Here is a 13,361-nt window from a genome sequence, read left to right on the forward strand (position 1 = left end):
AGGATTACAGAAGAGAGAATAACGGTAAAAATAAACTCTGGGAAAAACATATGAAACTGAAAAAAGCATTTCTATTGCTTCTGCCATCGACGAGCAGTTATGTGAAAGCCGCAGTTGCGGTCTTACTGCTGTCGGTTTCCACTCTCTGTGCAGCAGACAACCCGCTAGTATCCCATGTCTACACGGCGGACCCGGCGGCGCGGGTGTTCGACGGTCGTGTATATGTGATCGTTACCCACGACCAGGATACCCAGTCTGATTACAGTGAGCTGCACGATTACTACATGTTCTCTTCGGACGACATGGTCAATTGGCAGGATCATGGTGTGGTTTTTGATGCGCGCACCGACAGCAGCTGGGCCAATCTCGCCTATGCGCCGGATATGATTGAACGCAACGGAAAGTATTATCTTTACTTCCCCAATGGCGCCAGTTCAATCGGGGTGGCGGTGAGTGACAGTCCCACGGGCCCGTTTACGGATCCGCTGGGCGGCCCGCTGGTCGACCGCAATACACCCAATGGAAATGTGGATTGGGTGTTCGACCCGGGTGTGTTCATTGATGATGACGGTCAGGCGTATCTGTATTTCGGTGGCGGCGGTCCCGGTAATGCACGTGTTATTCGATTGAATGAGGATATGATCAGCACCAGTGGCGCGGCGATAACTCTGGATGTGCCGAATTTCTTTGAAGCGCTGTACATGCACAAGCGCAACGGCACCTATTATCTGACCTATTCCACTGATACCGCGGGCGGGCTGGCGATAGACTACATGACCAGCAACAACCCGACATCGGGCTTTGTGCACCGTGGCACGGTGCTCCCCAATCCCTGGGAAAACAACAATAACAACAACCACCAGTCCATTCTGGAATTCAACAACCAGTGGTACATTTTTTATCACAATCGCGCTGTGGCCAATGCGCGCGGTGCCAGCACCTACCAGCGCTCGATCAACGTTGATCGGATCTTTTACAACGGCGACGGCAGCATACAGCAGGTCAATGCAGGGTCCGCGGGGGTGCCGAAGCTGAAAAACATCGATCCCTTTGTCAAAAACGAAGCGGAAACCATCGATAATGAACAGGGCATCGAGACCGAAGGTCCCGCCACCGGTACCAGGAACCTTGCGTTCATCCAAGATGGCGACTGGGTCAAAATTTCCAACGTCGACTTCGGTGCGGGTGCAACAGGTTTCGAAGCGAGTGTTGCTTCGGACACCAACGGCGGTACCGTTGAGATCATTCTAGATGATGTGAACAATTCGCCGGTCGGAAGTCTTAATGTTGGCAATACCGGCGGGTGGCAGAACTGGCAGACGGTTTCAACACAAATCAATACGGTGACCGGCCTTCACGATCTTTATCTGCGATTTACCGGTGAAAGCGACTATCTGCTCAATCTGGACTGGTACCGGTTTACTGGTGGTTCGGTTGAGGGCAGCACGCTAGTGGTGGAGTTGGAAAGCCTGTCCGGCCAAAGCGGCTTTTCGCCGTTCAATGTGGAGTTCGATTCGGCCGCATCCGGCGGGCAGTATATAGCGTGGCCGAATAACGGCACTCAGATACTGACTTCGCCATCGGACGGTGAGACCGGCCAGGTCGAAATCCCGTTTACGCTCTCACAAGCGGCGGATGTGCAGTTTCAGATCCGCGCCAACATGGCAAACGGTGATGACGATTCCTTCTATTACAAACTGGATTCCGGCGCCTGGACTACCCAGAACAATACAGCTACGAATGGTTGGGATACGCTGATGCCGGCAACCTTCGACAACCTGTCGGCGGGTGACCACACTCTGCGGATTTTACGGCGCGAAGATGGCGCAGGGTTGGATCGAGTGACACTGGTCGCGTCTGCCGGAGCGATTAGTGATTCCGGCAGTGGTGGCGGTGAAGACAGTGCGATCGTGGTCCGCGCCCTCGGTACCACCGGCACTGAGTCGATTACTCTGCGCGTGGGCGACACTGACGTACAGAGCTGGACACTGACCACCGCCATGATGGACTACGCGGCCACCACCGATCTTACCGGTGACGTCACTGTGGCATTCACCAACGATGACGGCGACGCCGATGTACAGGTGGATTACGTAGAGGTCAACGGCCAGGTTCGTCAGGCTGAGGATCAGAGCGAGAACACCGGTGTCTGGGGCAATGACCAGTGCGGCGGCGGCTCGAACTCTGAGTGGCTGCACTGCAGCGGTCATATCAATTTCGGCCCGGTATTCGGCGGCGACCCCGGCCCTTCTCCCACCGCTTTTTTTGTCGGCAACATTACCACGGGCGGCCAGGTCCGGTCCGACTTTATGCAGTACTGGGACCAGATCACGCCAGAGAATGAAGGCAAGTGGAGCAGCGTGGAAGGAACCCGTGACCAGTACAACTGGAGTGGCCTGGATGCGGCATACAACTTTGCCAAGCAAAACGGTATTCCGTTCAAACAGCACACGTTTGTATGGGGGAATCAGTCACCGAGTTGGATCAATAATCTCAGCCCCTCGGAGCAGGCCGCGGAAATCGAAGAGTGGATTCGCGATTATTGTGCACGCTATCCGGACACTGAAATGATCGATGTGGTCAACGAGGCTACCCCCGGCCACGCGCCCGCCGACTATGCGCAAAGCGCGTTCGGTAATGACTGGATTATCCGTTCGTTCGAACTTGCCAAACAGTATTGCCCGAATGCCACGTTGATCCTGAACGATTACAACGTGCTGAGCTGGAATACACAGGAATTTATCGACATGGCCCGACCGGCGGTTGAGGCCGGTGTGGTGGACGCTATCGGTCTGCAGTCGCATGGGCTGGAAGACTGGTCCCTGAGTGATCTGGAAAGCAAACTCGACGCGGTAGCCGCCCTCGGCTTGCCGATTTATATCTCCGAGTACGACATCAATCATGCCGACGACCAGATACAGTTGCAGATCATGCAGGAGCAGTTTCCGATGTTTTTTAATCATCCATCGGTCGTCGGGATTACCTTGTGGGGTTACGTGGCCGGTCAAACCTGGGTGCCTAACAGCGGCCTTATTCGCAGTGATGGCACACACCGCCCGGCCATGACCTGGCTGATGAATTTCCTGGGGCGATAGCTCTTCAGCAGATTGCCGAGTCTGGGCTCCTACGAAAAACAGCGCCCTCTTTAGTCAAGGGCGCTGCAGGTTTTTCCACGACGGATCTCCTCGGTTTGACCCATAAAACCAATCATACGAATAAATAGTGGAGGGATTTGCTATGAGTGCTATCACGCGCAGCCTGGCTGCAGTTCTTTTGTGCCTGATGTGGTCAACGGGACACGCCGCGCAAGGCTCCATGACCATCGTCAACGACTGGGGCTCGGGTTTTCAGGGCGAGGTGACGGTTACCAACGACAGCAGTAGCGTTTTGACGAACTGGACGGCCGAATTCGACATGGCCATCTCCATCGACAACATCTGGGGGGCACAGATCCGGTCGAGTAGCGGGAACCGCTTTGTAATTGAGCCGGCCGCCTGGGGTGCCGAGATAGCGCCGGGGGCCTCGGTGACGTTTGGTTTTAATGCGTCGCCCGGTAACCTGTCCGCAGTCAGCGTCACGGTCAACGGCGATACCGGTGCCGGCTCATCCAGCAGCTCAAGCTCTTCGGGTGGTTCCAGTTCTTCGAGCGGTTCCAGTTCTTCAAGTAGTTCTGGTTCCAGCAGTAGCAGCGGTGCCAACGCGATTACCGTTCGCGCCCGCGGCACAACCGGCAGCGAGTCAATCACACTGAGTGTGGGCGGTGCTGATGTACAGAGTTGGACGCTGACGACCGCAATGATGGACTACGTAGCCACCACCAATCTGGAAGGTGATGTCACGGTGGCCTTCACCAACGATGACGACGGCGATGCCGATGTGCAGATTGATTACGTGGAGGTCAATAACCAGATCCGCCAGGCCGAGGACCAGAATGAGAACACCGGCGCCTGGGGCAATAGCCAGTGCGGCGGCGGCTCGAACTCTGAATGGCTGCACTGCAACGGCTATATCAACTTTGGCGACACGTCGTCGAGTTCAAACGACAGTGGATCGGCCGGGTGCGGTTTGGCCCTGGGGTTGAGTAACGGTCGGCACAGTATCAATGTCGGCGGGATGAACCGGGAATACATTATTGATATCCCGAACAACTATGACATGAACAATCCCTATCGACTCATTTTTGCCTGGCACTGGCGGGGCGGAAGCGCCGACAACGTTGCCAACGATTCCTATTACAACCTGAAGGGACTGTCGAACGACACGGCGATTTTCGTGGCTCCCAACCGCGCGGAGGGCACCGATGGCTGGACGAATACCAACGGCCGGGACATGGACTTTCTGCGAGCGATGCTTGACCAGTTCAGCAATACACTGTGCATCGACGAAGAGCGTATTTTCTCCGCCGGCTGGAGTTACGGCGGAATGATGTCTTTCGCCGTTGGTCGCGAGATGGCCGCCACCTTCCGCGCCATTGCGCCGTCGTCCGGCGCGCTCTGGACGCCGTACAGCGACAGTGGTTTACCGATGGCCGCGTGGATATCGCACGGAACCAGTGACAGTGTCGTCGGGTTCGGCAGCGGGGAGGAGGCGAGAGATCTTTATGTCTCGGCCAACAACTGCTCCAGTACAACGGTTCCCACAGATCCGTGGCCTTGTGTGGAATATCAAAACTGTGACACCGGACATCCCGTTGTCTGGTGCCCATTTAATGGAGGTCATACCACACCGTCCTTTTATTCCAACGCCGTCTGGGACTTTTTCAGCCGGTTCTAAGCCAGGGTCGGTCTCACGAGGAATGTGACTGGATAGGCAGCGCCCGCCGCTTCACAGTGGTGGGCGCTCGCTTTTTCGCCCTGTCCCGAGATGGTCTTCGTGGGACGGCCTATCGCTTCCAATGTGCAATGAATCCATCTCTCACACAATCAACACCAGGATATTTATGAGCCTGACCAGAATTACAACTCTCGTTTCACTGCTTGTATGTGCTGCAAGCGCACTCGTCTTCACCGCACCTGCGATGGCGCAGGACGGGACCATCTACCCCCTGCAACCCCTCGAGGAGCCGAAAGCCATTCCGCTGGGCACGGGTGGCGTCGAGGGGCAGACTGCGCCCGAGACCTGGTTCCGTCAGTGGGGAGTCCCGATGGCGAGGAATATCTCCAAAGCCACTCTCACCCCTTTCCTGCCTGAACCAGGCGAAGCAAATGGTGCGGCCGTCATTGTGGCTCCCGGTGGTGGTTTCCGATGGCTGTCGATAGACAATGAAGGCTGGAAAGTCGCGGAGGCTCTTGCCGACCAGGGGATTGCTGCCTTTGTGCTCAAGTATCGCCTCCAGCCGACCCCGGAATCTCTCGACGGCTTCAGAGAATCGATGAAGCAACTCTTCGCTGAAGCTGGTGCGACGCCTGACGCCGAGAAGAAAGATGAAAAGCCGTCGCGCTCGCCGAACTGGGACTTGTCCATTCAGCTTGAGGATGCCGAGGCTGCCTACGCTCTGGTCGTCGAGCGGGCCGGCGAGTGGGGGGTGGATACCGATCGCCTGGGTATGGTCGGTTTTTCTGCGGGTGCTGCGCTCACGATGCACTCTGCGCTCAATTCCAAGACCATGGACCTGGCTTTTATCGGACCTGTCTATGGGGGCATGGGTCCGGTCGAGGTACCGGCGGATGCGCCGCCCATGTTCAATGTTATCGCCACCGATGACTTTCTTTTCCGGGGCCAGTTTGGCGTGGTCAAGTCCTGGTTCGAAGCGGGCCGGCCGGTAGAATTTCACCTCTACCAGAATGGCGGCCACGGTTTCGGTCTCGGGAACCCCGACCGTACCAGTAACCGCTGGTTTGATGCCTTTATGCATTGGCTGGGTGTAAATGGTTTTCTCGCTGCCAATGCGTGAGTGTGGTGTCGAACGATGAAAAGTAAAAAACGTGTGAAGGCCTGCGCGCGCCGGCGATCGCTACTTTGTGTCCCGGCGGTTATCGCGCTGTCGTACGGTCTGCTCGCGTGCGGGGCTGAAAGAGCGGGGCATCAGACATCCGCGCACAGCGAGACACTCAACAGCGCGGCAAGCGTCCCCGAGCCCGTTGCAACGCGCAACCCCATCATCTGGGCGGACGTCCCCGACATGTCGGTAATCCGCGTCGACGACAGCTACTACATGAGCAGCACCACCATGCACATGAATCCGGGGCTGCCGATCATGAAATCCCGGGACCTGGTGAACTGGACGCTGCTGGGGTATGCCTACGACACTCTGGTCGACAACGCCCAGATGAATCTGGAGGGCGGGAAAAATGCCTACGGTAAGGGCTCCTGGGCGAGCAGCCTGCGTTATCACGATGGGCAGTTCTATGTGTCCACTTTCTCTGCCACTTCCGGCAAAACCCATGTGTACACAACCGACGACATTGAGCAGGGGGATTGGCATGAAACCGCTTTTGAACCCGTTCTACATGACCATTCGCTGTTCTTTGACGACGGCCGCGTCTTTATGGTTTACGGCAGCAACGAAATCCGGTTGGTCGAACTGGAGTCGGACTTCTCGGGAATAAAAACCGACGGCATCAATCAAGTGATTATCGCCGATGCCAGTAAAGTGGCGGGGGACGACATCCTGTTACCGGCGGAGGGATCGCAGCTTCACAAGATCGATGGCCGCTATTACCTGATGAACATCACCTGGCCGCGCAACGGCATGCGCACGGTGGTGATTCATCGCGCCGATCAACTGACCGGGCCATATGAGGGCAGAGTTGCACTGCAGCACCAGGGTATCGCGCAGGGCGGGCTGATAGATACGCCGGAGGGAGACTGGTACGCGATGCTGTTTGGTGACCGCGGCGCGGTGGGGCGTATTCCCTATCTGGTACCGGTAACCTGGGATAACGGATGGCCAGTACTCGGCAGGGATGGAATGGTCCCCGCAACCATCGATCTCACGCTGGGAGGAAAGCCGGTCGGCAATACCAATGTTGCCGGCATGGTGGCATCGGACGAGTTTGATCAGTCCAGGTTGCCTCTTGCCTGGCAGTGGAATCACAACCCGGATCGCGATCACTGGTCTCTGTCCGACAGGCCCGGTTATCTGCGCCTGACTAATAGCCGTGTGGATACCGGTCTTCTGCAGACGCGCAATACGTTGACTCAGCGCACTTTTGGCCCGGAAAGTACCGCGGAAGTGCGCCTCGACTTGTCGGCGATGCGTGTCGGTGATGTCGCCGGCCTGGCATTGTTGCAGAAGCACTACGGCTATGTCGGTGTGGTGCGGGAAGCGGGAGAGCGATTTATCGTGATGGTGAGTGCGGAGGAGGGAACACCGCGGGAGCTGGGGCGCGTACGGTTGCAGGGGGATGTGGTCTACCTGAAAGCGCACGCCGGGTTTCGCGAGCTGAAAGACACCGCCCACTTCTCTTACAGCTTAGACGGCGAGGAGTGGCGTCCGATGGGGGCGCCCCTGAGAATGACATACACCTTGCCGCACTTTATGGGCTACCGCTTCGGTCTTTTCAGTTTCGCTACGGGGGAGCCGGGAGGACACGTGGATTTCGACTACTTCAGGCTGAAGAAGCCAGTTTCCTTTACGCGTGGCCCCGCGTTGCCGCGGTGAAACGATAGAGTGTGGTAATGCTCCCCTCGACGACGGCGGCTGTCTCTCTATAGATCTGAGTGGCGGCAGGGGGGGCTTGTCCCTCAAATTAATAAGTCATACAATAACAACTAATGAGAGAATAAGTAGGGGTTCAGTAATGGCCAGTGATAAGAAAAAGACGGTCCTGAGGTCGGCCAATTGGTTCGGTACCCGTGACAAGAATGGTTTCATGTACCGCAGTTGGATGAAAAACCAGGGCATCCCCGATCATCATTTTGAAGGCAAACCGGTCATTGGTATCTGTAATACCTGGTCCGAGCTGACGCCGTGCAACGCCCACTTCCGCAAAATTGCCGAGCATGTCAAAAAAGGCGTGATCGAAGCCGGTGGCGTACCGGTGGAGTTTCCTGTTTTCTCCAACGGCGAGTCCAACCTGCGCCCTACTGCCATGTTCACCCGCAACCTCGCGTCTATGGACACCGAGGAAGCCATCCGCGGCAACCCGATCGATGCGGTGGTACTGCTGGTGGGGTGTGACAAGACCACCCCGGCGCTGCTGATGGGCGCCGCCAGCTGTAACCTGCCGACCATTGTGGTAACCGGCGGCCCGATGCTGAACGGTAAGCACAAAGGCAAGGATGTCGGTTCCGGTACCCTGGTGTGGCAGGCCCATGAAGAATACAAAGCCGGCAACATTTCCCTGCACGAATTCCTCAGTGCTGAGGCCAGTATGTCTCGCTCTGCCGGTACCTGTAACACCATGGGTACCGCGTCCACCATGGCGTGTATGGCGGAATCCCTCGGCACCAGCCTGCCGCACAATGCAGCAATCCCTGCGGTAGATTCCCGCCGCTACGTGCTGGCGCATCTCTCCGGCATGCGTATTGTCGACATGGTGCACGAGGACCTGACCCTGTCCAAGGTGCTGACCAAGGAAGCTTTCATCAATGCGATCCGCACCAATGCTGCCATCGGTGGTTCCACCAACGCCGTGATTCACCTCAAGGCCATCGCCGGCCGTATGGGCGTGGACCTGGAGCTGGACGACTGGAACGAAGGTCGCGGTGTGCCGACACTGGTGAACCTGCAGCCGTCCGGAAAATACCTGATGGAAGAGTTTTACTATGCCGGCGGCCTGCCCGCGGTGTTGAAGCGTCTGGGTGAGTCCGGCGCACTGAATAAAGACTGTCTCACCGTCAATGGCAAGACCATTGGCGAAAACGTCGAAGATGCACCCTGCTACGACGATGATGTCATTCGCACGTTGGACAACCCGTTGGTGGAAAATGGTGGTATCTGCGTACTGCGCGGTAACCTCGCGCCGCGCGGTGCGGTGTTGAAGCCTTCCGCGGCCACGCCAGAGCTGATGAATCACCGCGGTCGTGCAGTGGTGTTCGAAAACTTTGAGCACTACAAGTCCCGCGTTGTCGATCCGGACCTGGACATCGATGAAACCTGTGTCATGGTACTGAAGAACTGCGGTCCCAAGGGTTACCCGGGCATGGCGGAAGTCGGCAATATGGGCCTGCCGCCGAAGGTACTTAAAAAAGGCGTTAAAGATATGGTGCGTATCTCCGACGCGCGCATGAGCGGCACCGCATTTGGTACCGTGGTATTGCACACCGCGCCGGAAGCGATGGAGTTCGGCCCGTTGGCGGCGGTGCAGGATGGTGACATGATTCACCTGGACGCAGAAAACGGCGTGCTGCACCTGGATGTACCCGATGAAGAAATTGCCGCGCGCCTGGAAAAATTGAAGGCGAACCAGGTCATTGCCAGCACCAGTGGCTACGAAGCCATGTATCGCAATCATGTGATGCAGGCCGATGAAGGCTGTGACTTTGATTTCATGGTCGGTTGCCGCGGCGCCGAGGTGCCACCGCATTCTCATTAACAGTTTGCATTAGCAGTTCGCGCAAAGCGCTACGTTTGCAGCCGACAGTAAAAGTTTTGTACAGGTAACCATTAATCCGGTTTATCACGTTGACTCCCAAGCGCCCCTCGGGGCGCCTTTTTTCCATCAACGTTTCGTAGTCTCCCCGGCGTGGCACCTGTAATCTGGATTTTTCCAGGTCATGGAATTCCCCACAGAGGGTAAATGCAATAACGAAAAAGTGAGCGAATGATGACGCTGACCAATCAATACCCGAGTTTGAATGGCAAAACCGTATTTATTTCTGGTGGCGGTTCCGGCATTGGTGCCAGCCTGGTGGAAAGCTTCGCCCAGCAGGGAGCCAAGGTCGCATTTGTGGATGTCCAGGAAGAAGTATCGGCTTCTTTAGTGGATCGTCTCAATAGTGACGACGGCAATGGTGAAGTGCGTTTCTACCCCTGTGACCTCACCGATATCGAACGACTGCAGTCGGTGATAGCCCAGGCAGCGGAAGAGCTGGGCCCGATCTCGGTACTGATCAACAACGCCGCCAACGATACCCGTCACGATTTCCGCGACGTCACCCCCGAGCAGTGGGACAAGTGCCTCGCCGTCAATATGCGTCACCACTTCTTTTCCGCTCAGGCGGTGTATCCCTACATGAAGAAACTGGGCGGTGGAGCCATCATCAACCTCGGCTCCATGAGCTGGCACGCAGGCCAGGGGGGTATGCCCGGCTATACCAGTTCCAAGGCTTCCATCGAAGGCCTGACCCGCGGTCTGGCCCGGGATATGGGGCCGGACCGTATTCGAGTTAACTGCCTGGTGCCCGGCTGGGTCATGACCGAAAAGCAGCTGAACGAGCGCGTTGACGCCGCTGCACGGGAAGCCATCGACAAGGGGCAGAGTGTGAAAGACCCGCTGATGCCCGAGAGCATCAGTGCCATGGCGCTGTTCCTGGCTTCCGATGATGCCAGCATGTGTACATCACAGAACTTTATCGTAGATGGCGGCTGGATCTAGAAATGGTCTGTGGCTACTGCGCGAACATCTGGCGGCGCCCGGCGGTACTGGAGCGCCAGCCCGGTCATCATCCTCATGTACGCGCCAGTAGACTCCGGTGCTTCCGTTCCGGCGGGCGCCGCCAGACGTCCGCTCGCTACACCACAAATCCATTTCTAACAGTTCGTAAATCAGGAGAAATTGAATGACCATTTCCGGAAAGCAATTGATCGCAGGTAACTGGACCGACGGCCGTGCTGGAAATTTCCACGGTGTTAATCCGGCTACCGGAGAGAACCTCGAGCCGGCGTTCACCGCTGCCGACGAATTCCAGGTTACCGAAGCGGTCGATGCCGCCAGTGCCTGTGCCACCGAGTTTGCCAACCTGGCACCGGCCAAGCGCGCGGAGTTCCTGAACGCCTGCGCCGACGAAATCATGAACCTGGGCGACGAGCTGCTGGAGCGCGTTTCCGCGGAGACCGGCTACCCTCGCGCCCGCGCGGAAGGTGAGCGCGGCCGCACCTGCGGTCAGCTGCGCCTGTTCGCCGACTGGATTGTTCAGGGCGAGTACCTGGATGCCCGTATCGACGTGGCACTGCCGGATCGTCAGCCGCTGCCGCGCCCGGACCTGCGCTCGTTCAATCAGGCGCTGGGCCCGGTTGCAGTATTCGGTGCAAGCAACTTCCCGCTGGCCTTCTCCGTCGCCGGTGGTGACACCGCTGCGGCCTTTGCTGCTGGCTGCCCGGTGATCGTGAAAGCGCACAACTCCCACCCGGGCACCAGTGAGCTGGTTGCCCAGGCCATCGACAAAGCGGTAAAAAGCACTGGCATGCCCGCCGGCGTCTTTTCCCTGATCCTGGGTTCCGGCCGTCGCGTGGGTGCCGAGCTGGTGAAAGCTCCGGGTGTAAAAGCCGTCGGCTTTACCGGTTCCCTGCAGGGCGGCATGGCGCTGTTCAACCTGGCCAATGCGCGCCCCGAGCCGATTCCGGTATTCGCGGAAATGGGCAGCATCAATCCGGTCGTCCTGCTGCCGGAAGCGCTGAAAGAAAAAGCTGAAACCATCGCCGAAGGTTTTGTCGGCTCCCTGACATTGGGAACCGGCCAGTTCTGTGTCAACCCGGGGCTGGTGCTGGCAGTTGAAGGCGAAGAGCTGGATCGCTTTATCGCCGCCACCGGCGAAGCCCTGTCCAAGGTTGGCGCCGGCGTGATGCTAAATGAAAACACCCTGTCCGGTTACCAGAGCGGTGTTGCCCGTCTGCGCGATCAGGACGGCGTGGAACAGGTTGCTGCGGGCGAAGCTGCTGGCAGCGAAGCCGGTTTCACCTGTCAGGCAGGCCTGCTGACCGTCGATGGTAAAAACTTCCTCGCCAACAAGGAGCTCCAGGAAGAGGTCTTCGGCCCCATGTCTCTGGTGGTGAAATGCCGCGATCAGCAAGAATTGCTACAGGCAGTCTCCGCCCTGCAAGGCCAGCTGACCGGTACCCTACAGTGCACCGAATCCGAGCTGGCGAACTACGGCGAGCTGGTAGAAGTGCTGCGCCAGAAAGTCGGTCGCGTGGTATGCAACAATTTCCCCACCGGTGTGGAAGTGTGCCATTCCATGATGCACGGCGGTCCTTTCCCGGCAGCGACCGATGCGCGCTTCACCTCCGTGGGTACCATGTCCATCGCCCGTTTTGTGCGCCCGATCTGTTTCCAGAACTACCCCGAAGCACTGCTGCCGGACGCTCTGAAAAACAGCAACCCGCTGAACATCTCGCGCCTCGTAAATGGTGAAAAGAGCAGTGATGCAATCTGAATTGATCTCTGAGCTGGCGTCCGGATTGATTGTGTCCCGCGGTATCGAAACTTCGAAGCTGATCGTTGGCAGCGGCCACCCGCCGCTGCAGCTGGTCACTCTGGAGAACAGCCGCGGTACCCGGGTCACCCTGTGTGACCTGGGTGCCAGCCTCTATTCGATCCACACCAGAGATCGTTACGGCCACAGCGACAATATCCTGCTGACCTATCGCAATCCCCAGCACTGGCTGGATAACCACTGGTACCTTGGCATTACCGCTGGCCGCGTAGCCAACCGTATGGGTGGTGCCCGCTTCGAGCTCGGTGAAGAAACTTACCTGTTGCCCGCGAATGATGGTGAGAACCACCTTCACGGTGGCCCGCAGGGGCTGCATACCAAACGCTGGCAAGTTGTGCAGAGCGAGTCGGGTGCCACAGCGCGATCGGTGACATTTCGCTGTGTGAGTGAAGATGGTGAGGGCGGATATCCGGGTAGGCTGGAGATCGAGCTGACCTATCGCCTGGATGAAAACGACGCGTTGACGCTCGACTACCGCGCGGTGACCGACGCGGACACCCCAGTGGCCCTGACCAATCATTGCTACTGGAACCTCGCGGGTCGCGACGGCATTCTTGAGCACGAACTGGAAATTTACGCGGATCAGCTGCTGCAGCTGAACGATCAGTTGATACCTACCGGTGAGCTGGTGAGTGTGGCGGATACTCCGGTCGATTTCCGTAAGCGCAAAAAGATCGGGCGCGATATTGACTGGTGGCCGGGCGGATACGACAACTTCTGGGTTGTGGATGCGCAGGCGGACAAAGCGATGAAACCCATCGCCTCCCTGGTGCATCCCGCATCCGGCCGTTCGATCAAGATACTTTCCAGCGAGGCCGGTGTGCAGTTTTATAGCGGCAATTTCCTGGATGGCAGCCGCGAACGCGATGATGGCTCCCCCATACATCAGCACGCGGGTCTGTGCCTGGAGACGCACGGTTTTCCTGATGCCCCCAATCACGACCACTTCCCCTCAGTGACCCTTAAACAGGGAGACGAGTACCGGCAGACCACGGTGTACCAGTTCTCTGCCGGGTAAACCCCGGACGTACAGGTGAGGCCGG

Annotated in this window: 8 protein-coding genes; all 8 read left to right on the forward strand. The window is 57.7% G+C overall.

The window, feature by feature from the left end; all coding sequences use genetic code 11:
* Positions 1-50: 50 nt before the first annotated feature.
* Positions 51-3,095: an endo-1,4-beta-xylanase gene (locus LPW13_RS00290; protein ID WP_230437456.1), complete on the forward strand. Its 3,045-nt coding sequence runs from the start codon at positions 51-53 to the stop codon at positions 3,093-3,095.
* Positions 3,096-3,237: 142 nt separating this feature from the next.
* A complete protein-coding gene (locus tag LPW13_RS00295; protein WP_230437457.1) occupies positions 3,238-4,773 on the forward strand; it encodes a cellulose binding domain-containing protein in 1,536 nt (511 codons plus the stop codon).
* 244 nt (positions 4,774-5,017) lie between these two features.
* Positions 5,018-5,893 (forward strand): alpha/beta hydrolase, encoded by an 876-nt coding sequence (locus LPW13_RS00300; protein ID WP_230437458.1) that lies wholly within the window; start codon positions 5,018-5,020, stop codon positions 5,891-5,893.
* A 15-nt stretch (positions 5,894-5,908) separates the two neighbouring features.
* The gene (locus tag LPW13_RS00305; RefSeq protein ID WP_230437459.1) at positions 5,909-7,603 is read left to right on the forward strand and encodes a glycoside hydrolase family 43 protein; all 1,695 of its coding nucleotides are present in this window, start codon (positions 5,909-5,911) and stop codon (positions 7,601-7,603) included.
* A 139-nt stretch (positions 7,604-7,742) separates the two neighbouring features.
* Positions 7,743-9,479, forward strand: coding sequence for an IlvD/Edd family dehydratase (locus LPW13_RS00310; RefSeq protein ID WP_230437460.1), 1,737 nt, complete (start codon positions 7,743-7,745; stop codon positions 9,477-9,479).
* 228 nt (positions 9,480-9,707) lie between these two features.
* Positions 9,708-10,481 (forward strand): SDR family NAD(P)-dependent oxidoreductase, encoded by a 774-nt coding sequence (locus LPW13_RS00315; RefSeq protein ID WP_230437461.1) that lies wholly within the window; start codon positions 9,708-9,710, stop codon positions 10,479-10,481.
* 184 nt (positions 10,482-10,665) lie between these two features.
* On the forward strand, positions 10,666-12,258 hold the full coding sequence (locus tag LPW13_RS00320; protein ID WP_230437462.1) for an aldehyde dehydrogenase (NADP(+)): 1,593 nt from the start codon (positions 10,666-10,668) through the stop codon (positions 12,256-12,258).
* Positions 12,248-13,336, forward strand: a complete 1,089-nt coding sequence (locus LPW13_RS00325) for an aldose epimerase family protein (RefSeq protein ID WP_230437463.1) — start codon at positions 12,248-12,250, stop codon at positions 13,334-13,336. The genes LPW13_RS00320 and LPW13_RS00325 overlap by 11 nt, the downstream gene beginning before the upstream one ends.
* Positions 13,337-13,361 lie beyond the last annotated feature (25 nt).

The organism is Microbulbifer celer, assembly GCF_020991125.1.
In the GTDB taxonomy this organism is placed as follows: Bacteria; Pseudomonadota; Gammaproteobacteria; order Pseudomonadales; family Cellvibrionaceae; genus Microbulbifer; species Microbulbifer celer.

What these genes read in the sequence shown, in the direction of transcription:
- LPW13_RS00290 (WP_230437456.1), top strand. Translation starts at nt 51, where the DNA reads ATGAAACTGAAAAAAGCATTTCTATTGCTTCTGCCATCGACGAGCAGT.
- LPW13_RS00295 (WP_230437457.1), top strand. Translation starts at nt 3,238, where the DNA reads ATGAGTGCTATCACGCGCAGCCTGGCTGCAGTTCTTTTGTGCCTGATG.
- LPW13_RS00300 (WP_230437458.1), top strand. Translation starts at nt 5,018, where the DNA reads ATGGCGCAGGACGGGACCATCTACCCCCTGCAACCCCTCGAGGAGCCG.
- LPW13_RS00305 (WP_230437459.1), top strand. Translation starts at nt 5,909, where the DNA reads ATGAAAAGTAAAAAACGTGTGAAGGCCTGCGCGCGCCGGCGATCGCTA.
- LPW13_RS00310 (WP_230437460.1), top strand. Translation starts at nt 7,743, where the DNA reads ATGGCCAGTGATAAGAAAAAGACGGTCCTGAGGTCGGCCAATTGGTTC.
- LPW13_RS00315 (WP_230437461.1), top strand. Translation starts at nt 9,708, where the DNA reads ATGATGACGCTGACCAATCAATACCCGAGTTTGAATGGCAAAACCGTA.
- LPW13_RS00320 (WP_230437462.1), top strand. Translation starts at nt 10,666, where the DNA reads ATGACCATTTCCGGAAAGCAATTGATCGCAGGTAACTGGACCGACGGC.
- LPW13_RS00325 (WP_230437463.1), top strand. Translation starts at nt 12,248, where the DNA reads ATGCAATCTGAATTGATCTCTGAGCTGGCGTCCGGATTGATTGTGTCC.